This is a genomic window from Deltaproteobacteria bacterium (assembly GCA_016933965.1).
Classification (GTDB): Bacteria; Desulfobacterota; Syntrophia; order Syntrophales; family UBA2210; genus JAFGTS01.
This window is the reverse complement of sequence record JAFGTS010000004.1, coordinates 1-19,770: the sequence shown is the minus strand read 5'-3', so window position 1 is coordinate 19,770 and position 19,770 is coordinate 1. Positions and strand designations below refer to the sequence as shown.

Genomic DNA, 19,770 nt, shown 5'->3' with positions numbered 1-19,770 from the left:
GCGTGAGGCGGAGTTGCGGAAGGTGGGGGCGCGGGTGACGAATGCCATGAACGCTCTGTCGCAGGTGACGGTTCCGAAGATCTCCGTTGTCATCAGAAAAAGCTACGGACAGGCGGCGGCGAACATGTGCGGGCCCGGCACCGGTCCCGACTTCATACTGGCCTGGCCGACAGGTGAGGCGGGGTTTGTTGATCCTGAAACAGCATCCGATATTGCTTTCGGGTCGCTCCCCGAGGACCAGCGCCGCGAGCTGATGGAACAGATGATAGCCGACACCAATCTCTATCCCCTGGCGGGTCTGTTTCATATCCACGACATTATCGATCCACGGGAGACACGTGATCACCTGCTCAGGATGCTCGACATCATTGCGAACTCTCGCTCCCGAGGGATCGGAAATCACCGCCTGGCAAACTGGCCGACGGCGCTCTGATGCGCCGCAGACGGTTCTTCTCAGTCAATACACGGCCGAAAGGCCGGTGAACCGGAAACCGGCATTCGTTGAGGTGACCGCAAAAAATACGTGTAAGGGGGTGTGTGATGACCGATGTGTATTCCGAAAAGCGATGGCTGAAGTTCTACGACAAACATGTTCCGCCGAGCCTTGAGTATTCGGAAAAGTGCTACATTAAGATGTTCAGGGAGAACACGGAAAATCATCCGAACAGGACGGCCCTGTATTACATGGGAAAGGCGATCACCTTCGGCGAGCTCGAACGGCACGGTAATTCCTTTGCCCATTTTCTCAAGAAACAGGGAGTTCGTCCGGGGGATGTGGTGGGAGTGAACCTCCCCAACATACCTGCCTATTATATGGCGATCATCGGCATACAGAAAATGGGGGCGGTCCTGACAGGGGTCAGTCCTCTTCTGAAGCCCGACGAACTGGAGTTCCAACTGAACGATTCGGGAGCGAAGGTACTGATGACCCTGGACGTCCTGTTCGGGAACGCCGAAAAAGTGGTATCGAAAACGGGCGTAAAGGCCGTCGTCGTCGCGCGGATCGGCGATTTTCTGCCGCCGGTCAAGAGGATCCTGGGGAATCTGTTAAAGAAGATACCCTCCGGTCCCGTTAATCCGATACCGGGCATTACCGTCATTGATTTCATGGATATCGTGAAGAGTTCTCCGGGACAGCGGGTCGAAGAGCTGGTATCGCCGGAATCGCCCATGCTGATGCAATACACGGGTGGTACCACGGGACCCCCGAAGGGGGCGGTCCTGACGCATCGGAATATCGTGTCGCACATAAAGCAGATGAGTGTGTGGCTGGACCTCAAAACGGGAGATGAAAAAGTGATCATGTCGGCATTTCCGCTCTTTCACCAGGCAGGACTTTTCCTCGGATTGACAGGCATGTCCCTTGCCGCTACTCAGATAGCCGTTCCAAATCCCCGCGACCTCGACTTCATCATCGGGGCGATCAAGCGATATAAACCGTCGGCGCTGGTCAACGTTCCCACCGTATTCCTGGAGCTGCTCAAGAAACAGGAATTCCGAAGCATTGATTTTTCCAGCCTGCAGTGGTGTGTCAGCGGTGCTGCGCCGTTCCCGCCGGAATATATAAAAGACTTCGAAAGCGTTGTGGGAGAGGGAAAACTGGTCGAGGTCCTCGGTATGACCGAAACGAGTCCGATCATCGTCAGCCTCCCCGTGTATGGAAAAAAGAAACCCGGGTCCGCGGGTATTCCCGTTTCGGATACGGAGGTCAAGCTCGTTGATCCCGAAACGGGCGAACTGGCACCCCTCGGAGAGCCGGGAGAATTCGTCGCCCGGGGACCGCAGGTCTTTACCATCGGATACCACAACCGGCCCGAAGAGAACGCCAACACCCTGCGGGACGGATGGATCTACACCGGTGACATCTGCGTGATGGACGAAGACGGATATTTCTATATCGTCGACCGGTTGAAGGACATGGTGAATGTTTCGGGATTCAAGGTGTTCACGCGCCAGCTTGATGATGTCCTGATGGAACACCCCGATATTGACATGGCGGCAACGGTAGGTCTTCCCAATCCAGAACGACCGGGGTCGGAGATCGTTGCAACCGCCATTGTCCTGAAACCGGGCATTGAAAAGAGCGAGGCAATGCGGGAAAACATCCTCGGTTACCTCAAGGAACGGGTTGCCCCGTACAAGATGCCGAAGCGTCTGGAATTCATGGACTCATTGCCGCTGAGCGCCGTCGGAAAGGTTTTGAAACGGGAACTTCGGGAACTGATGAAGACATGATGTAGAAGGAATGACGGCGGTCTCTTGAAACATGTGGAAACAAGCACCACGGGACCGCCGTTTTCATTTTCCCGAGTCCGTGATATGATGCCGCCGAAAGACAGTGCAGAGCCGGAGCAGGTGGAAGATCATCACGTTATTGCTGTTGGATATCCTCTTACCCGGCGGGAAGGGAATATACCATGCAGGTAGTGAGCATCGATAAGGTCGGCGATACCCTGTACGGGTGTGTCGACGACGGCGTCCATTATCACTTCTTCGTTTCCGTACGCGGCTGCCCCGTTGACTGTGAGCGGACCGTCGCCAAGGGAACGTTCCAGGATTACCATGGCTTTGCCCGGTTCTGTGTCGAGCAGGACCCCAACACCATGATACTGGAGGAGCCGGTCTATGCCCCGGCTGCCTCGCTTGACGAATTGACCTACGACATTCTGCTGGACCTCTGGGAACGGGTGTGGGTCCGGTAGAAAGGCAGTGTCCCGCCCGCCATAGTTAAAACGAGTGTTCGCTCCCCGGAAAGGTGCCGCTCTTGACCTCCTGGATATAGCCGCCGACGGCGTCCTTCATCACCCCACCCAGGTGAACATACTGCTTGACGAATTTGGGCACGAACCGGTCGAACATCCCGAGCATGTCGTTGACGACGAGGACCTGCCCGTCGCAATGGAGGCCCGCACCGATACCGATGGTCGGAATGGAAAGCATATTCGTGATCTTTTCCGCCAGGCCGGTGGGCACGCACTCAAGAACGATGGAGAACGCGCCTGATTCTTCCAGTGCCTTGGCGTCATCCATGATCCTCTGAGCGGCCGGTTCGTCTTTTCCCTGAACCTTGTACCCGCCGAATTGATGAACCGATTGCGGCGTGAGTCCCAGGTGGCCCATGACGGGGATTCCTGCCGAGACGATCCGGTGAACCAGGTGGGCGAACTCACGGCCGCCTTCCAGCTTTACGGCGTGCGCATCCGCTTCCTTGAGGAGGCGTCCCGCATTGAGGATCGCCTCGTCGGGGGATGCCTGGTAGGACATGAACGGCATGTCTCCCACGACCATGGCCCGTTTGACGCCCCGCGACACTGCTTTCGTGTGACGGACCATGTCTTCCATGGTGACCGGAAGGGTACTGTCGTAACCGAGAACCACCATTCCGAGGGAATCGCCCACGAGGATCATATCGATGCCGGCCTCATCAACGATCCGTGCCGTTGAGTAGTCATAGGCGGTCAGCATCGTTATCTTTTCACCCTTCTGCTTCATGTTCCGGATTACCGAGGTGGTGACCTTGTTCACTTTTCCCTGTGTGCTCATTGCGTACCTCCTTCGAGTAGTAAACGTATTTCTTCGGCCTTTTCGTCGGAAAGGACCTGAGCTTCCCGGCCCAGAAGGGCCGTCAGAATGCCCAGCTCTCGATAGAGACCGGAGAAGATTGGCATGGAACGCTCCATGACCGACAGGTGTTGTCGAACGGTACCGACATCTCCCCGCGCGATGGGGCCCGTCAGTGACCTTGAAACACCACGTTTTTCTATATTTCTGATGGTCCCCCTGACAAGAGGCCAGAAGGATGAGAGGGCGTCATCGGCAGGAATTCCGAGGTGCCGGTATATTTCTTCTACGACGTGCATGAGCGTGACCAGGTAGTTCGACGCGATACACGCGGCTGCATGATAGAGGGGCTTGTCTTTTTCGGGGACGAAAAAGGAACGTCCGCCGATATCGCCGACGAGACGAACCGCCCATTCCTCGATTTCTTCCTGGGTGGTGATCCCGAAGGTGCTGCCCGGGATGTTCTCAATGGCCCCGGCAATATCCGCAAAGGACTGGATCGGGTGAATGCTTCCCACATGAGCCCCCGCCGCACGTGCCGATTCCAGAAGGTCAAGACCGCCGGCGCCGCTGGCGTGTATCACCTTCTTTCCGGGAAACAGAAAGCCGTCCCGTGTTATTTCTTCACAGGTTTCCCTGATGTGATCGTCGGGGGTCGTTATAAATACCGTTTCCGCCCGTAATGCCGCTTCAGCGGCATCACGGCAGACCTTCCCTCCCGTGTAAGTGAAGCCCCGCTCCGCCGCATCTGATGATCTGTCGAATATAGCGGCCACGGGATACCCCGCCGAACGAAGGAGATATCCCAGCGCTGCACCGACCTTTCCGACGCCGATGATGGCGATGGATTCTTTTTCCATGATACACCCCCGGCTGTAATAAAAAACCCTCCCGCCGGAGACGGAAGGGTTCTGTGCCATCGAACAGTCTTTCATACCGTTCCGTCCCAGTCCGTTCCCGGATCCAGGCGGATTGTCGAAACCGTCACTACCATCGAACGAAGAAAATGTCAATCCTATATCACGCATTCCATTGCGCCTTGTAATTTGCCCGGCAAGTATTATATGTTTCCATACAGGAACGGTGAAAAAGGCGGTTTTAAAGGAGATCATGCACAAGATTGCTCTCATGGTTTTTGATTTTGACGGGACTCTGGTCGATTCCGGAAAGGACCTCGCCGCGGCGGTGAACCATGCCCTTGCCGCTGTGAACGCTGAGATACTTGCACCGGAGCGGGTAATCACGTATATCGGAGACGGCGTCAGGCTGTTGATCAAACGGTCTCTCGGCAGGAACAATGCCGACAGGTTCGAGGACGCACTGGACCGTTTCATGACCTATTATAGTGAGCACATGCTCGACACGACCACCCTGTATCCCGGAGTTACCGAGGTCCTCGATCACTTTGCAGGGGTCAGCCGTGTCGTTGTCACCAACAAAATAGAGAAATTTACGATCCCCATGATGAAACGTCTCAATATCCATCACCGGTTCGACGAGATTGTCTGCATGGACAGCAACTCGTTCAGTAAGCCTGATCCCCGGCTCATGAGCGGGTTGCTGCGGAAATACGGTATTCCGGGAGAACATTCAGCGGTCGTCGGCGACGGAACGCATGACATTCAGATGGCAAAGAGCGCACACGCCTGGAGTTGCGCGCTCACGCAGGGCTTCACCGGCCGAGAACGGCTGCTTGAAATGAACCCTGATTATTGCTGTGATGATATCAGGGACGTAATGAATATATTTTATTAGGAAAGATTCGTACCAGCCGGTGCCGGGATGGAACAGGTGATGTCTCTGAAAACCAGGGTGGGAAAAACCATTCACCGATACGGAATGTTTTCCCGGGGCGACCGGGTCGGCATCGCCCTTTCCGGTGGCCCCGATTCCATGGCGCTCCTGCATCTTCTTTTCGGGATCGCCGGCGATCAGGGTATCTCGCTGGTGATCCTTCACATGAATCACGGCATGCGCGGCGAAGAATCGGACAGCGAGGAGTATTTCGTACGTGATACCGGCGGCGCCATGGGGATACCCGTCGTGTCACGCTTTGTGTCGATTCCCGCGGTGAAGAAGGAACGCGGCGGGTCATGGGAAGAGGTTGCCCGTGACGAGCGCTATGCCTTTTTTGAGGACATGACCCGGGAACAGGGACTGAACAGGATAGCCCTCGGTCATACGATGAACGATCAGGCTGAAACGGTGCTTATCAATCTTTTCAGGGGCAGCGGTCCTGAAGGTTTGAAAGGGATCCCTCCTGTCAGGAATATCTATGTCAGGCCCTTGATCGATATTTCCCGGGATGAGGTGATCGAATTTCTGCGCCGTGAGGAGATATCCTTTGTCACGGACCGGTCGAACCGGGACGAGGGATTCCTCAGAAATCGAATTCGCGCCAGCCTCATTCCTGAACTGCAAAAATCGTATAACAGCAGTATCGTGGCGGGCCTTACCCGCATGGCAGATATCATCAGGGAAGAGGACGACTTCATGAAGCGCCGTGCCGATGAGGTGATGGAACGCAACGGATTCACTTTCGATGGAGGGGTGGCTGAAATATCGGCTGAACGCTTTCGGGTGCTGCACGAAGCCATTCAGAGACGGATCGTAAAGATCATCCTTGAGCATTTCGCGCCCTCGAACAAGGGAGTCGGGTATTCCCATGTCATGGCGGTGCTGGATGCTGTGAGAGGGGACAATCCGGGTGCCGAGCTGATTCTCCCCTTTGACATTCATCTCAGCCGTGAATATGATGATATACGCGTATATTCGACCCGGGAGGCTGCCCGCGGTGAGGGACCATCGGCCGCCGGTGTTGAAAAATCCGTCAAGGAGTTTAGCTATTCCCTTGATATACCCGGTTCCGTTCATATCGCCGAGATCGGGAGAACGGTGAAGGCGGGATTCATCAACCGGCGCGATATCGATTTCAGCTCGAGGCTGGTTGCTTTTCTGGACTATGGATCCCTGTGTCCGCCATTGCATGTCAGGTCCGTCAGGGAAGGTGACAGAATGGTTCCACTGGGTATGAAAGGAAGCAAGAAGGTAAAGGACATTTTCGTAGATGAAAAGATACCCCGGAGAAGCAGGCGTGCGGTGCCCATCCTCGTTGACGGAGAGTCCATTCTCTGGGTCGGAGGGATGAAAGTGAGCGAGCGGGCAAAAATTACCGATGTAACGGAAAAAGTGGTAAAAATTGAAATTATTTGATATGTAGAAAAACTTTTTTACGTCCACGTTCGGGAGGCATTCTTTCGGGATGACCTGAATCCCGCAACGGACCTGAATGGTGCAAGGTTTTCCGATCCGGGCAGGGTTGATAGGGGACGACCCGGAGAGAAAGAAAATGCAAGGGAGTAGACGTGAACCAATTGCAGAAAAACATAGCCCTGTGGATCGTCATCAGCCTGGTGTTCATCCTGCTTTTTCATATGTTCAGTCAGCCCCAGAGCGGCCGTGAAGAGGTAGTGTACAGTGACTTTCTCGAGTACGTCGACAAGGGACAGATAAGCGAGGTCACCATACAGGGGGAAACCGTCGAGGGACGGTTCATCGATGGGAAGAACTTCAAGACCTATGTGCCGCCCGATGCCAACCTGGTGTCGATTCTGAAGGAAAAGGGCGTGCGTATCGCGGCAAAACCCGCTGAGGGGAATCCATGGTATATGACGGTCCTTATTTCCTGGCTGCCCATCGTTCTTCTGATCGGCGTATGGATATTTTTCATGCGGCAGATGCAGTCCGGCGGCGGAAAGGCCATGGCCTTCGGGAAGAGCCGTGCCAAGCTGATGACCGACAAATCGAGAAAAGTGACCTTTGATGACGTTGCCGGTATCGATGAAGCAAAGGAAGAGCTCCAGGAGATCGTGGAGTTCCTGAAGGACCCGAAGAAGTTCACCCGCCTCGGAGGAAGGATTCCCAAGGGTGTGCTTCTGGTGGGCGCGCCGGGAACGGGCAAGACGCTTCTTGCGCGGGCGATCGCCGGCGAGGCGGAAGTTCCCTTTCTGAGCATCAGCGGCTCCGATTTTGTTGAGATGTTCGTCGGTGTCGGTGCTTCACGGGTACGGGACCTTTTTAATCAGGGAAAAAAGAACGCTCCCTGCATCATCTTCATAGATGAACTCGATGCCGTAGGACGCCACCGTGGTGCCGGCCTCGGAGGAGGTCATGATGAGCGGGAGCAGACACTGAACCAGATGCTCGTCGAGATGGACGGTTTCGAATCGAACGAGGGCGTCATCATCATGTCCGCGACGAACCGGCCCGACGTACTGGACCCCGCCCTGCTGAGACCGGGAAGATTCGATCGGCAGGTGGTGGTGCCTCTTCCGGACATCAAGGGACGGGAAAAGATTCTGGAGGTCCATGTCAGGAAACTGCCCCTGGCATCCGATGTGATTCTTTCAGTGATCGCCAGGGGTACTCCCGGTTTTGCCGGGGCCGATATCGAAAACCTCGTCAATGAGGCTGCCCTGAACGCGGCGCGGTTGAACAAGAACGTTGTCGACATGTACGACTTCGAGTTTGCCAAGGATAAGGTCCTCATGGGGACGGAGCGGCGGAGCATGGTCATCAGTGATGAAGAGAAAAAGAACACCGCTTACCACGAAGCCGGCCATGCACTGATGGCAAAACTGCTTCCCGGTGCTGATCCCATTCACAAGGTCACGATCATACCCAGGGGGAGGGCACTCGGTTTGACCCAGCAGTTGCCGATCGATGAAAAACATACGTACCCCAGAGAATATCTTGTGAATAATATAACGATCCTCCTGGGAGGAAGGGCGGCCGAGGAATTGATCCTCAAGGACTTTACCACAGGTGCCGGGAATGACATCGAACGGGCGACGGAAATTGCCAGAAAAATGGTCTGCCATTGGGGAATGAGTGAAGAGATGGGGCCGCTGACGTTCGGGAAGAAGGATGAGCAGATCTTTTTAGGGAGGGAACTGTCGACGCACAAGGATTACAGCGAGGAAACGGCGGAGCGGATAGACAATGAGATCTCACGTATCGTAACGGAGAATTATGAAAAGGCAAAGAAGCTCCTGTCCGAAAACATCGATATGCTTCACCGGCTTGCTCAGGAATTGCTCGTGAAAGAGGTTTTGAACGCCGATGAGATCGATTCCGTCATCGCCGAGGTGACCGGCGGTATCGGGGCTGGGGACGGGGAAGAAGTGCTTCCTCAAGAAATATGATCACGACGAGGTTCGTGGCTGAAGGTTGACGACCTCGAAAAACGTTTATATGGAGCGTTGCGCTAAAGGAACCGGGAAAATGAGGGTTCGGGATTTTCACCGTACGCTCCATGCCATTGCTTACCGTGCCTCGTCGGGAGCTTTTTTACGAAGACGTTTCATGTGCTCCGGTTTCAGGACTCTTTGAGAGCGTATCGCAATTGAAGACAGATCTCATTTCGGCACGACCGCCGAGGAGACACGCCACGTTCCCGTCCTGCCGGCGATTCTCATTCAGTATCCGCAACAGGGACAGTGAAGGTTGAAGGGAAAGAAGAACGTGTCTTACAAAAAGGACCATCGCATGAGGTGCATCAACATATCGACTCCTCGTGAAGCGGAGCGTCTCCTTCGCGATGTCGGCGTATCTTCCCATGGAATAGACGCGATGGTGCCCAAGATGGAGAGTATTAATGTAATACTTGAGGGAATAGAGTGTAAAGTCGCTAATATATTGAAGCAGGAAATGCTCGCTATCGGTGGTGATGTGGCCGTTTCCCGCGGTTCGGTTTCCTGTTCGATAGATCGAACGGACGCCCTCATCATGGGGACATGGAAACAGGTCGGGGTCCTGGCGGAGAAACTCAGGACGCAGCCCTTCGATCTCGAAAGGATCGGCGGGAGGTTGAAGGAGATCCTTTCTCATGTAAAACGTGAACGATTCACCTTGAAGACACCGGAGAGGACCATTGAGGTAGGAGAACGGACGCTTGTCATGGGAATCCTGAACGTAACGCCCGATTCCTTTTCAGACGGCGGAAAGTACATGAACAGAGAAGATGCCCTTGCACAGGCGGTGAGGATGGCTGAAGAAGGTGCCGATATCATCGACGTCGGCGGGGAATCAACGCGGCCGGGGGCTGACCCGGTACCCGAAGAAGAGGAAATGGATCGAGTTCTTCCCTTGATCCGGGAGTTGAAAAAGAGAATCACACTGCCCATATCGATCGATACGACAAAGGCGTCGGTCGCGCAGGCTGCCGTCGATTCGGGAGCTGAAATAATCAATGACGTCAGTGCCATGAGATTTGATGAAGATATGGCGGGCGTGGCGGCCCGATCCGGTACGCCGGTGGTCCTCATGCATATGCGCGGTAACCCGAAAACAATGCAGGCCGGTGACCTTTCATATGCTTCTCTCATGGGGGATATAACGGAGTTCCTGGAAGAACGGATCCGGGAGGCCGTGACGGAAGGAATTTCCCGGGAGAATATCATTGTCGATCCAGGGATCGGTTTCGGGAAATCGAGTGATGATAATTTCACGTTGATACGGTACCTGGGAGAGTTGAAGTCCCTGGGGTGCCCCATACTCGTGGGTCCGTCGCGCAAGTCCTTTGTCGGCCTGGTAATAGGCGGAGAGGCCTCTGAAAGAATTGAAGGAACGGCGGCGGCAGTTACCGCCTCCATCATGAATGGGGCGCGGATCATCCGTGTTCACGATGTGGGTTTCATGAAGAAAGTGGCGCAAACCGCAGATGCCATAACAGGAAAGTAGGATGATAGGGTCCATCGGTATCGATCTTGTCGAGATAGAGCGCATCAAGAGGATCATCAGTAAATGGAACGGAAGATTTCTGAGACGGATCTTTACCGAAAGCGAGATCGCTTACTGTGAGAGCAACAGGGAGCCGTCACGTCATTATGCGGCGCGGTTCGCGGCCAAGGAGGCCCTGTTCAAGTCTCTCGGGGCAGGGATCGGCGGAGAAATGCGATTCACCGACGTCGAGGTCCGCAATGAAGGAACCGGCAGGCCGGAGCTCGAACTGCACGGAACGGTCCGGGATAGAATGAAAGCGGCGGGGTTCACGGCCGTTCACGTGAGCCTTTCGCATACTGACATGAATGCCGTGGCCGTGGTTGCCCTTGAAAAGAATCCGGCGTCATGATAGGGGACATGCTCGATCGGATTCGAATGATGAGACCGGAAACCTGTACCGTGATTTCGGAACACCCCGATGATACCTTCACCGCAGGGGAGATCATCGGGAGAGCGCTCAAACCGGGCGATGTGGTCGCCCTGATCGGTGAACTAGGCGCCGGAAAGACCTGCATTACCCGAGGGATCGCTCGAGGGATCGGGATTTCCGATAGTTATTATATTACCAGTCCGACCTTTACCCTGATCAATGAATATCCGGGGCGGATTCCCCTGTACCATATGGACATGTACCGGATATCGGGACCGGAGTACATGGAAGATATCGGCTTTGACGAGTATCTGTCCGGAGGCGGCGTTGTCGTCGTGGAGTGGGCCGAGCGAATCGCAGGGATCCTGCCTTCCGGGACACTGTATATTCATATCGAATACCGGGGGGAACAGGAGCGGAATATTCACCTTTCGGGGTGTCCGGATCTGATCTTGGAAATACGGAATGATTTAGAAAAGGGAGGTTGTGCTCTGTGGCTTTGATTGTGCAGAAATATGGCGGAACATCGGTGGGCGATCTGGAAAAGATCAGGAACGTCGCCGCCCGGGTTATCAGAACGAGGGAAAAGGGAAACGACGTGGTGGTTGTGCTCTCTGCAATGGCGGGAGAAACGGACCGTTTGATCGCCCTGGCGAACAAGGCGGCGAACAATGATCCGGTCAGGCGGGAATACGACATGCTCGTTTCTTCGGGTGAACAGGTGACCGTCGCGTTGCTCGCCATGATGCTTTTGAACGAAGGATGTCGGGCACGGTCATTTCTCGGTCACCAGGTGAAAATCCGGACGGACAGCACCTATTCGAGCGCACGGATCGTTAATATCGATACCGACATGATCATGAAGGAGATACAGGCGGGCGGTATCGTTGTCGTCGCGGGGTTTCAAGGTGTTGACAGCAAGGACAATATCACCACACTGGGAAGAGGGGGGTCGGACACAAGCGCCGTTGCCATTGCTGCGGCACTCAAGGCTGATTATTGTGAGATATTCACTGATGTTGCCGGTGTCTATACGACGGATCCGAATGTGTACGGCAAAGCCAGGAAACTGAAAAAAATATCCTATGACGAGATGCTCGAGCTTGCCAGTGCGGGAGCAAAGGTCCTGCAGAATCGTTCCGTGGAGTTGGCGAAAAAATATAAGGTTCCCCTGTATGTCCGTTCATCCTTTAACGATGACGAAGGAACCCTTGTCACAATGGAGGACAGCGATATGGAAGATCTTGTTGTTTCGGGAGTCACCTATGATAAGAACCAGGCAAAGGTGACCGTTATTCATGTGCCGGATAAGCCGGGTGTGGCGGCACGTCTGTTCACGCCTCTTTCCGACAGGGATATCGTCGTCGATATGATCATACAGAACGCCAGCATCGAGGGTTATACGGATATGACCTTTACCGTGTCGAGAAAGGATGTCCGGGACGTAAAGAAATTGCTGGATTCCGTCGCTTCTGATGTGGGTGCCCAGTCGGTGGAATATGACGAGAACATCTCCAAGATCTCGATTGTCGGTGTCGGGATGAAAAGTCATGCCGGTGTGGCGTCCCATATGTTCGACGCGCTGGCGGGCGAGAATATAAATATCCTGATGATCAGCACCTCGGAAATAAAAATATCCTGTGTCATCGAGGAAAAATATACGGAACTGGCCGTCCGGGTCCTTCATGATGCCTTCGGCCTTGATCAGGGTTCTTGAAGAAATTATGAGGGCCTTACCAATCACGGTTTTGGGTTTTCCCGGCGGCATGAATTATGTAAATGACCGATAAGGGGACGTTTCATGGTACGCCGGCCCATCGTATATGGTGCCTCGGTCCTGTTGTGCGCCGCTGTTTTTCTGTGCCTCACCAGCATGTGCTTCATCTGTGAGGCGGATCCCGTGCCCGTTCCCCCTTTCCTTCCCCGTGGCGCAACGCCGGAACGGGTGATCATTGAAATAGCGGGAAGCGTCACGAATGACGGGATCTACGAACTGGCTTCCCCGGCGTATCTCGACGACCTTTTCCGTACTGCGGGTCTTGATGCTCTCGATCGATGCGATGAGACTTGCTCTGACGTGCCGTTGACGACCGGTGAACGCGTCATCGTCAGCCGCATACCCGGCGGTCTCGATGTAGAGATCGGCAGAATGGAGCCGGTCACGCTGGTCGCACTGGGAATACCGCTTTCGATACAGCGGGCAACTACGGAGGAGTTGCTCTTGGTTCCGGGCATCGGGGAAAAGACGGCGGCGGCCATACTGCAATTGAGGAAGGAGAAAGGCGGGTTTTCATCCATTGATGAATTAGGCGGGATAAAAGGGATCGGGAAGAGAAAACTTGAGAACATCAAGAGATACTTTTGTTTGTAGAATACCGATTCTATCTTGACAGATCATATTCACAGTGATAGGTCACAATCACAATCAGGTCGGGGCGTGGCGCAGTCTGGTAGCGTATCTGAATGGGGTTCAGAGGGTCGGAGGTTCAAATCCTCTCGCCCCGACCAGTTATAATATATCTGGGGTCGTTGAGAGTCGAGTTATTTCATAATTATCAGACACTTATTCCATCCGCACACACTCCTGGCAGCAAGAGATTCACGGTTGACATTCATATGGTGAGTTACTATATTTACGGTAGTTTCATGATTTGCGAGAGTGGCGGAACTGGAAGACGCACTGGATTTAGGATCCAGCCCGCATTAGCGGATAGGGGTTCAACTCCCCTCTCTCGCACCACTTATTTACTTTCGGAAGAGGAGACATCAGGTGAGTAGCGACGCTCAGGTTACCATTGAAGAAATCAGCTCTGTAAAGAGGAAATTGTCTTTTGAGATCGACTGGGACGATGTGAAGAGGGAACTGGATAACGCATACAGAACAGTTGGCAAAAGCGCCCGCATCAAGGGTTTCCGTCCGGGGAAGACACCGCGGAGAATACTTGAGATGCATTACCGGGATGAAGCTGAGGGAGAGGCGATATCTTCCCTTGTTCAGAAGCATTACACCGAGGCCCTGCAGGAAAACAACATTCTGGCGGTGGACCAGCCGAGCATTGAGCAGAAGGGTATAGAACAGGAAAAGAACTTCAGCTTTTCCGCGACCGTTGAGGTACAGCCGGAACATGAGCCGAAGGATTACACGGGAGTGGAAGTGCAGAAACAGAAACTTTCCGTGACCGATGAGGATGTAGCGAAACGGCTTGATCAGATACGGGAGATGTACACGACACTGGAGGAAGTGATGGAAGATCGCGGAGCAGGGCATGGGGATTATGTCCTTATCGATTTTCAGGTAACTGTCGACGGTGTTGTCCGTGACGAGCTCACTTCCAAGGGATATATGCTGGAGATCGGTGCCGGGCGTCTCATCCCGGGTTTCGAGAACAAGCTGATCGGCATGAAAAAGAATGAGACCAAAGAAGACACGATCATGATCCCCGAAGATTTCGTAACCAAGGAGATCGCGGGGAAAGAAGCCTCTTTCACGGTAACCGTGAAGGACATCAGGCAAAAAGTGGTTCCCGAACTTGATGAATCTTTTATTAAAAACTTTGAAAAATACAAGACGATCGATGAGCTGCGGGATGACCTGAGAAAGTCGCTGGAAGAGGAAGGTAAGGCCAGGATAGAATCCCAGCTTAAGAACAGCCTCATGGACGAGCTTCTCAAGAAGAATGAATTTGATGTACCGTCGATCTGGGTCGAACAGCAGATCCGATATATGATGATCGATGTTCAGCGGCGGATGGTATCGAACGGAATGCCCCCTGAAAAGGCGGCGGAGCTCAGTTATAATCTTCGGGACTCTTTCAAGGATCAGGCGCTGAAGATCGTCAAGAGTTCCTTCCTGATCGAGAGAATTGCGGAAAAGGAGACCATAACCGTCGAGGACAGCGACCGCGATGAAAAGATCCGTGCCATGGCGGAACGTTACGGGCAGGATTATGAAACGGTGAAAGGTTTCTACGCCGGTGATGATATGAGGAGCCGGCTGGACCAGGAATTGATGGAAGAAAAAACATTTGCCTTCCTTGAACGGAACGCCCGGATCGAGGAAGTGGACAGGATCGCCGAACAGGGCGGGGGAGAAGTGAATGACACTGATACCGATGGTAATTGAGCAGGACGGGAGGGGCGAACGCGCCTTTGATATCTATTCCCGACTGCTGAAAGACAGGATCATATTTCTCGGCTCCGCCATAGACGATGCGATCTCAAATCTGATCATCGCCCAGATGCTATACCTCGAATCGGAAGACCCCGACAAAGAGATATGTTTCTACCTCAATTCACCGGGTGGCATCGTCAGCGCCGGCTTGGCAATATACGACACGATGCAGTACATAAAACCTCCGGTGTGCACGATCTGCATGGGGCAGGCGGCAAGCATGGGGGCGTTGCTGCTGGCTGCCGGGACCAGGGGAAAACGGTACGCGCTGCCGAACTCACGGATCCTTATTCATCAGCCCCTGGGAGGTTCACAGGGCCAGGCGAGCGACATTGCCATTCAGGCGAAGGAAATATTGAGGATCAAGCAGGAAATAAATCGAATCCTGTCGGAACATACGGGACAACTCATTGATAAGATCGAAAAGGACACTGAACGTGATTATTACATGTCCAGCCAGGAGGCGAAGGAATACGGGATTATCGATGAAGTGATCGTGAAAAGGGATTCCATTATTACCTGAGAAGGGAGCAGATCTATCATGGCAAAAAGAGGTGGTGGCTTCGGAAACGAACAGGGCCTTCTCTTCTGCTCATTCTGTGGAAAGACACAGAACGAGGTGAGAAAGCTCGTTGCCGGTCCCTCGGCATATATATGCGACGAATGTATCGAACTCTGCCGGTGCATTATCGAAGAGGAAGGAACGACACAGGAAATCCGGGATTCCCGGGATTCCATTCCCGAGCCCAAGGAGATTAAAAAGTTTCTTGACCAGTACGTTGTGGGCCAGGAGAGAACGAAGAAGGTACTTGCCGTCGCCGTCTATAATCATTACAAACGCCTCTTCTCGGAATTCGAAAGCAAGGGAGTAGAGCTCCAGAAGAGCAACATCCTTCTCGTCGGACCGACGGGTTCAGGCAAAACACTTCTGGCGCGGACGCTCGCCCGAATGCTCGATGTCCCTTTCACGATTGCCGATGCGACGACGCTGACAGAAGCGGGCTATGTCGGTGAAGACGTGGAGAACATCATACTCAGCCTGCTTCAAAATGCCGATTATGATGTGCAACGGGCGCAACGCGGGATCGTGTATATTGATGAAATTGATAAGATCGCGAGAAAATCGGGGAATCCCTCGATCACCAGGGATGTTTCCGGTGAAGGCGTCCAGCAGGCGCTGCTGAAGATAATCGAAGGGACCCTGGCCAACGTACCGCCCAAGGGAGGAAGAAAGCATCCCCAGCAGGAATTCATCCAGGTGGATACGACGAACATTCTTTTCATCTGCGGCGGCGCATTTCATGGACTGGAAGATATTATACAGAAGCGGATCGGAATGAGCTCGATCGGGTTCGGAGCCTCGATCAAAAGCAAGAAAGAGCGCAATGTAGGTGATGTGCTTACCGAGGTTCAGCCCGGTGACCTTCTGAAATACGGTCTCATTCCGGAATTCATCGGGCGGTTGCCCGTGACCGCCACACTGTACGACCTGACCGACGATGACCTGGTGAGGATACTGGTGGAGCCGAAAAACTCCGTAGTCAAGCAATACAAGAAAATGTTCGAGATGGAAAACGTCAAGCTTACCTTCACCGAGGGTGCCCTGAGGGGAATAGCGAAGCTTTCGGAGCAGAGAAAGTCCGGTGCCCGGGGCCTTCAGGCGATAATGGAAAATATCATGCTTGACATCATGTACGATATTCCCTCACGCAACGATGTGAGGGAATGTCTCATCAATGAAGATGTTGTTTTGAACCGGGAAAAACCGATTTTACTGTTTGAAACGGTAGGTACATCATCTCAGGAAAATAAACAGAAAGAGATCGGATAGGATACTCTATGTTTAACTTCAACAGAAGCAGAGATCAGAAAAACGGGGATATTATCGTACCCCTGCTCCCGTTGCGGGATGTCGTGGTTTTTCCACACATGATCGTACCCCTCTTCGTGGGACGGGAAAAATCCATTCACGCCCTTGAGTCGGCGATGAAGCAGGAGAAAGGTATCTTTCTCGCGGCACAGAAGACTGCCGAGAATGATGATCCCGCCCCGGATGATATATATAATATGGGCACACTGGGTTCCATAATTCAACTCCTGAGACTTCCCGACGGGACTGTCAAGGCGCTCATTGAAGGAAGGGAACGGGGTGCCATCAGGGAATTCATTCCGAACGAGAACTACTTCCTTGTTGACGTCCGGTTGGTGGACGATGAGTTCGATCAGAAGGACATCGTGAAACTGGAAGCGCTGATGCGCAATATCATGGAAGCCTTTGAAACGTACGTAAAGCTCAGCAAAAAAATTCCCACTGAAATTCTGACGTCCATGGCCTCCACGACGGACCCGTCAAAGCTCGCGGATCTGGCGGTATCGCATCTCCAGCTGAAACTGACAGACAAGCAGAAGATCCTGGAGACTGTCAGGGTCAGCGAACGGCTTGAAAAGATATACAGCCTGATGATGTCCGAGATCGAAATTCTCGAGGTCGAGAGCCGTATCAAAAAACGGGTCAAAAAGCAGATGGAAAAGACCCAGAAGGATTACTACCTGAATGAGCAGATGCGGGCCATACAGAAGGAAATGGGAGAGGATGACACCTTCAAGGCGGAGATCAAGGAACTTGAAAAGAAGCTGAGAGACAAGAAGATGTCCTCGGAGGCCCGGGAGAAGGTCGAACACGAGATCAAAAAACTCAAAATGATGGCGCCCATGTCGGCTGAAGCCACGGTGGTCAGGAATTACATTGATTGGATCATTTCACTTCCCTGGGAGGAAAAGACACAGAACAATTACACCCTCAACGAATCGGAAACGATCCTCGAAGATGACCACTACGGCCTGAAAAAGGTAAAGGAAAGAATTCTCGAATACCTCGCCGTGCAGCATCTGGTGAAGAAAAAGAAAGGTTCGATCCTCTGTCTGGTGGGTCCTCCCGGTGTGGGGAAAACGTCGGTCGCAAAATCCGTCGCACGGGCCACGAACAGGAAATTCGTCCGCCTCTCTCTCGGAGGACTTCGCGATGAAGCCGAGATCAGGGGGCACCGCAGGACATACATCGGTGCCATGCCGGGCAAGATAGTACAGCTTCTGAAAAAAGCGGGAACGAACAATCCTGTTTTCTGCCTGGACGAGATCGACAAGCTCAGTTCGGACTTCCGTGGGGACCCGGCGTCGGCCCTCCTGGAAGTGCTCGATCCCGAGCAGAACAACGCGTTCAATGATAATTACCTTGAAGTCGACTATGACGTGTCGGAGGTGATGTTCATCACGACGGCCAATGTTCTGCAGACGATCCCCCCGGCATTGCAGGACCGGATGGAAGTGATACGCATCGCCGGTTACACGGAACCGGAAAAACTGAACATAGCGAAAAAGTATCTTGTTCCCAAGGAGATGGAAGCGAACGGACTGGACGAGCACAATATCTCCTTTACCGATGGTGCCCTGCTGGTCCTGATCAGAAACTACACCAGGGAAGCCGGTGTCAGAAATCTTCAAAGGGAGATTGCCTCCATATGCCGGAAGGTCGCCCGTAACATCGTTGCTGAAGGAGGCGGGAAACGGATATCGATTACGGCCAGAAAAGTTGAAAAATATCTGGGTGTGAAGAAATTCCGCTTCAGTGAGACGGAAGGTATGGACAGGATCGGGCTTACTATCGGGCTCGCCTGGACTGAAGTGGGTGGCGAACTGCTCAACATTGAATCAACGGTCATGCCCGGTACCGGTAAGATCACCCTGACGGGGAAACTGGGTGATGTCATGCAGGAGTCGGCCCATGCCGCCTTTACCTATGTCAGGGCAAAAGCTGACGAACTCGGATTGAACAGGGATTTCTACAAGGAACTGGACGTTCACATTCATGTGCCCGAAGGAGCGATCCCGAAGGACGGCCCGTCAGCGGGGATTGCCATGGCGACATCAATCGCCTCGGCCTTTCTCAAGCAGAAAGTGAGAAATGATCTTGCCATGACGGGGGAGATCACCCTTCGCGGAAGGGTGCTCCCGATCGGCGGGCTGAAGGAAAAGTTGCTGGCGGCACACCGGGGGCATATAAAAACGGTTATCATACCCCGGGAAAACGAAAAGGACCTCGAAGAGGATATCCCGGCAAATGTCCTTCGTGAGCTTGAAATTGTTTTTGTCGACAACGTTGAGGAGGTTCTCAAACTGGCGTTGATACGTGGAGAACCAGGAACTGATCAGGGGAAAAAAGGAAACTTCGGTCCCGCAAAATACACGGATTCACGCAGAGAAATCCGGGTGTCCCTGAGACGGCAGTGAACCCAAATAGTTCTTGACAATGGGTTTGTTTTTCTCTACATTGCACCCTCGAATTACGGGGGAGCGGAACGGAAGTAAAGGCGGATAGCTCAGCTGGGAGAGCGCCACGCTTACACCGTGGATGTCGCAGGTTCAAGTCCTGTTCCGCCTACCATTTCAGCGGGGTCGTAGTTAAGTTGGTTATAACGCCGGCCTGTCACGCCGGAGGCCGAGGGTTCGAGTCCCTTCGACCCCGCCAGTAAAATCCATGGGTCAGCTCTCAGGAGCTGACCCATTTTTGTTTTACAGTGTCAGAGGGGCAAAGCGACAAAGTGAAAATCACAAAAAGTAAAACAGAGGTCGCTTCAAAAGGGATTCGAGCAAAGAACTAACCATCAGTGACGGCTTCGTCGAAGGCTTCGGATATGGACCTTTACCGGAGCCGACAGGTTTGATTTTTTACCAACAATGATTATATTACATTTGCCTAGACCTTCCTTTTGCTAGGCAACGCATCCAGGGGATATATTCCTTTAAGGATCCCCCCCTCATCCCCTGGATGCTCCGCATTTCGTCAGCCTGCGTACCTGGCCCACACGCTTTTCCAAGCCATTGTATC

Annotated in this window: 17 protein-coding genes and 4 tRNA genes; 19 read left to right on the top strand and 2 right to left on the bottom strand. The window is 53.3% G+C overall.

Annotation, left to right across the window (positions count from 1 at the left end; genetic code table 11):
• From JXO48_01015 to JXO48_01005, 3 genes are all read left to right on the top strand, one after another.
• Nucleotides 1-433 (top strand): carboxyl transferase (locus JXO48_01015; protein MBN2282447.1); only part of this gene is annotated, 433 nt, incomplete at its 5' end.
• A gap of 107 nt (nucleotides 434-540) precedes the next feature.
• Entirely contained in the window at nucleotides 541-2,235 is a 1,695-nt protein-coding gene (locus tag JXO48_01010; GenBank protein ID MBN2282446.1) for an AMP-binding protein, read from the top strand.
• 182 nt (nucleotides 2,236-2,417) lie between these two features.
• Nucleotides 2,418-2,702 (top strand): hypothetical protein, encoded by a 285-nt coding sequence (locus tag JXO48_01005; protein MBN2282445.1) that lies wholly within the window; start codon nucleotides 2,418-2,420, stop codon nucleotides 2,700-2,702.
• Nucleotides 2,703-2,727: 25 nt separating this feature from the next.
• On the opposite strand, the gene panB is transcribed toward JXO48_01005, so the two are convergent.
• Nucleotides 2,728-3,543: a 3-methyl-2-oxobutanoate hydroxymethyltransferase gene (gene panB, locus JXO48_01000; GenBank protein ID MBN2282444.1), complete on the bottom strand. Its 816-nt coding sequence runs from the start codon at nucleotides 3,541-3,543 to the stop codon at nucleotides 2,728-2,730.
• Nucleotides 3,540-4,421 (bottom strand): DUF2520 domain-containing protein, encoded by an 882-nt coding sequence (locus JXO48_00995; GenBank protein ID MBN2282443.1) that lies wholly within the window; start codon nucleotides 4,419-4,421, stop codon nucleotides 3,540-3,542. The genes panB and JXO48_00995 overlap by 4 nt, the downstream gene beginning before the upstream one ends.
• A gap of 250 nt (nucleotides 4,422-4,671) precedes the next feature.
• On the opposite strand from JXO48_00995, the gene JXO48_00990 reads away from it, so the two are divergent.
• The 16 genes from JXO48_00990 to JXO48_00915 all read left to right on the top strand — a co-directional run bounded on the left by JXO48_00990 (nucleotide 4,672) and on the right by JXO48_00915 (nucleotide 19,410).
• Nucleotides 4,672-5,316: an HAD-IA family hydrolase gene (locus tag JXO48_00990; protein MBN2282442.1), complete on the top strand. Its 645-nt coding sequence runs from the start codon at nucleotides 4,672-4,674 to the stop codon at nucleotides 5,314-5,316.
• A gap of 39 nt (nucleotides 5,317-5,355) precedes the next feature.
• The gene (tilS, locus tag JXO48_00985) at nucleotides 5,356-6,774 is read left to right on the top strand and encodes a tRNA lysidine(34) synthetase TilS (GenBank protein ID MBN2282441.1); all 1,419 of its coding nucleotides are present in this window, start codon (nucleotides 5,356-5,358) and stop codon (nucleotides 6,772-6,774) included.
• Between the two features lie 152 nt (nucleotides 6,775-6,926).
• The gene (ftsH, locus tag JXO48_00980) at nucleotides 6,927-8,765 is read left to right on the top strand and encodes an ATP-dependent zinc metalloprotease FtsH (protein ID MBN2282440.1); all 1,839 of its coding nucleotides are present in this window, start codon (nucleotides 6,927-6,929) and stop codon (nucleotides 8,763-8,765) included.
• Between the two features lie 319 nt (nucleotides 8,766-9,084).
• Nucleotides 9,085-10,302, top strand: a complete 1,218-nt coding sequence (folP, locus tag JXO48_00975) for a dihydropteroate synthase (GenBank protein MBN2282439.1) — start codon at nucleotides 9,085-9,087, stop codon at nucleotides 10,300-10,302.
• Between the two features lies 1 nt (nucleotide 10,303).
• On the top strand, nucleotides 10,304-10,693 hold the full coding sequence (gene acpS / locus JXO48_00970) for a holo-ACP synthase (GenBank protein MBN2282438.1): 390 nt from the start codon (nucleotides 10,304-10,306) through the stop codon (nucleotides 10,691-10,693).
• 29 nt (nucleotides 10,694-10,722) lie between these two features.
• Nucleotides 10,723-11,217: a tRNA (adenosine(37)-N6)-threonylcarbamoyltransferase complex ATPase subunit type 1 TsaE gene (tsaE, locus tag JXO48_00965; protein ID MBN2282437.1), complete on the top strand. Its 495-nt coding sequence runs from the start codon at nucleotides 10,723-10,725 to the stop codon at nucleotides 11,215-11,217.
• Nucleotides 11,208-12,431, top strand: a complete 1,224-nt coding sequence (locus JXO48_00960; GenBank protein MBN2282436.1) for an aspartate kinase — start codon at nucleotides 11,208-11,210, stop codon at nucleotides 12,429-12,431. Before tsaE ends, JXO48_00960 begins: the two co-directional genes overlap by 10 nt.
• An 84-nt stretch (nucleotides 12,432-12,515) precedes the next feature.
• Entirely contained in the window at nucleotides 12,516-13,085 is a 570-nt protein-coding gene (locus tag JXO48_00955) for a helix-hairpin-helix domain-containing protein (GenBank protein ID MBN2282435.1), read from the top strand.
• Between the two features lie 60 nt (nucleotides 13,086-13,145).
• A tRNA-Pro gene (locus tag JXO48_00950) sits at nucleotides 13,146-13,222 on the top strand.
• 145 nt (nucleotides 13,223-13,367) lie between these two features.
• Nucleotides 13,368-13,454, top strand: a tRNA-Leu gene (locus tag JXO48_00945).
• Between the two features lie 30 nt (nucleotides 13,455-13,484).
• Nucleotides 13,485-14,837: a trigger factor gene (gene tig / locus JXO48_00940; protein ID MBN2282434.1), complete on the top strand. Its 1,353-nt coding sequence runs from the start codon at nucleotides 13,485-13,487 to the stop codon at nucleotides 14,835-14,837.
• Nucleotides 14,812-15,408 (top strand): ATP-dependent Clp endopeptidase proteolytic subunit ClpP, encoded by a 597-nt coding sequence (gene clpP, locus JXO48_00935; protein ID MBN2282433.1) that lies wholly within the window; start codon nucleotides 14,812-14,814, stop codon nucleotides 15,406-15,408. The genes tig and clpP overlap by 26 nt, the downstream gene beginning before the upstream one ends.
• A gap of 18 nt (nucleotides 15,409-15,426) precedes the next feature.
• A complete protein-coding gene (gene clpX / locus JXO48_00930; GenBank protein MBN2282432.1) occupies nucleotides 15,427-16,716 on the top strand; it encodes an ATP-dependent Clp protease ATP-binding subunit ClpX in 1,290 nt (429 codons plus the stop codon).
• 8 nt (nucleotides 16,717-16,724) lie between these two features.
• Nucleotides 16,725-19,172, top strand: a complete 2,448-nt coding sequence (lon, locus tag JXO48_00925; GenBank protein ID MBN2282431.1) for an endopeptidase La — start codon at nucleotides 16,725-16,727, stop codon at nucleotides 19,170-19,172.
• 78 nt (nucleotides 19,173-19,250) lie between these two features.
• Nucleotides 19,251-19,326: transfer RNA gene (locus tag JXO48_00920), tRNA-Val, on the top strand.
• Nucleotides 19,327-19,333: 7 nt separating this feature from the next.
• Nucleotides 19,334-19,410: transfer RNA gene (locus JXO48_00915), tRNA-Asp, on the top strand.
• Nucleotides 19,411-19,770: the final 360 nt, after the last annotated feature.

What these genes read in the sequence shown, in the direction of transcription:
- panB (MBN2282444.1), bottom strand. Translation starts at nt 3,543, where the DNA reads ATGAGCACACAGGGAAAAGTGAACAAGGTCACCACCTCGGTAATCCGG.
- JXO48_00995 (MBN2282443.1), bottom strand. Translation starts at nt 4,421, where the DNA reads ATGGAAAAAGAATCCATCGCCATCATCGGCGTCGGAAAGGTCGGTGCA.
- tsaE (MBN2282437.1), top strand. Translation starts at nt 10,723, where the DNA reads ATGAGACCGGAAACCTGTACCGTGATTTCGGAACACCCCGATGATACC.
- JXO48_00955 (MBN2282435.1), top strand. Translation starts at nt 12,516, where the DNA reads ATGGTACGCCGGCCCATCGTATATGGTGCCTCGGTCCTGTTGTGCGCC.
- JXO48_01005 (MBN2282445.1), top strand. Translation starts at nt 2,418, where the DNA reads ATGCAGGTAGTGAGCATCGATAAGGTCGGCGATACCCTGTACGGGTGT.
- JXO48_00990 (MBN2282442.1), top strand. Translation starts at nt 4,672, where the DNA reads ATGCACAAGATTGCTCTCATGGTTTTTGATTTTGACGGGACTCTGGTC.
- acpS (MBN2282438.1), top strand. Translation starts at nt 10,304, where the DNA reads ATGATAGGGTCCATCGGTATCGATCTTGTCGAGATAGAGCGCATCAAG.
- clpX (MBN2282432.1), top strand. Translation starts at nt 15,427, where the DNA reads ATGGCAAAAAGAGGTGGTGGCTTCGGAAACGAACAGGGCCTTCTCTTC.
- tilS (MBN2282441.1), top strand. Translation starts at nt 5,356, where the DNA reads ATGTCTCTGAAAACCAGGGTGGGAAAAACCATTCACCGATACGGAATG.
- clpP (MBN2282433.1), top strand. Translation starts at nt 14,812, where the DNA reads ATGACACTGATACCGATGGTAATTGAGCAGGACGGGAGGGGCGAACGC.
- lon (MBN2282431.1), top strand. Translation starts at nt 16,725, where the DNA reads ATGTTTAACTTCAACAGAAGCAGAGATCAGAAAAACGGGGATATTATC.
- JXO48_01010 (MBN2282446.1), top strand. Translation starts at nt 541, where the DNA reads ATGACCGATGTGTATTCCGAAAAGCGATGGCTGAAGTTCTACGACAAA.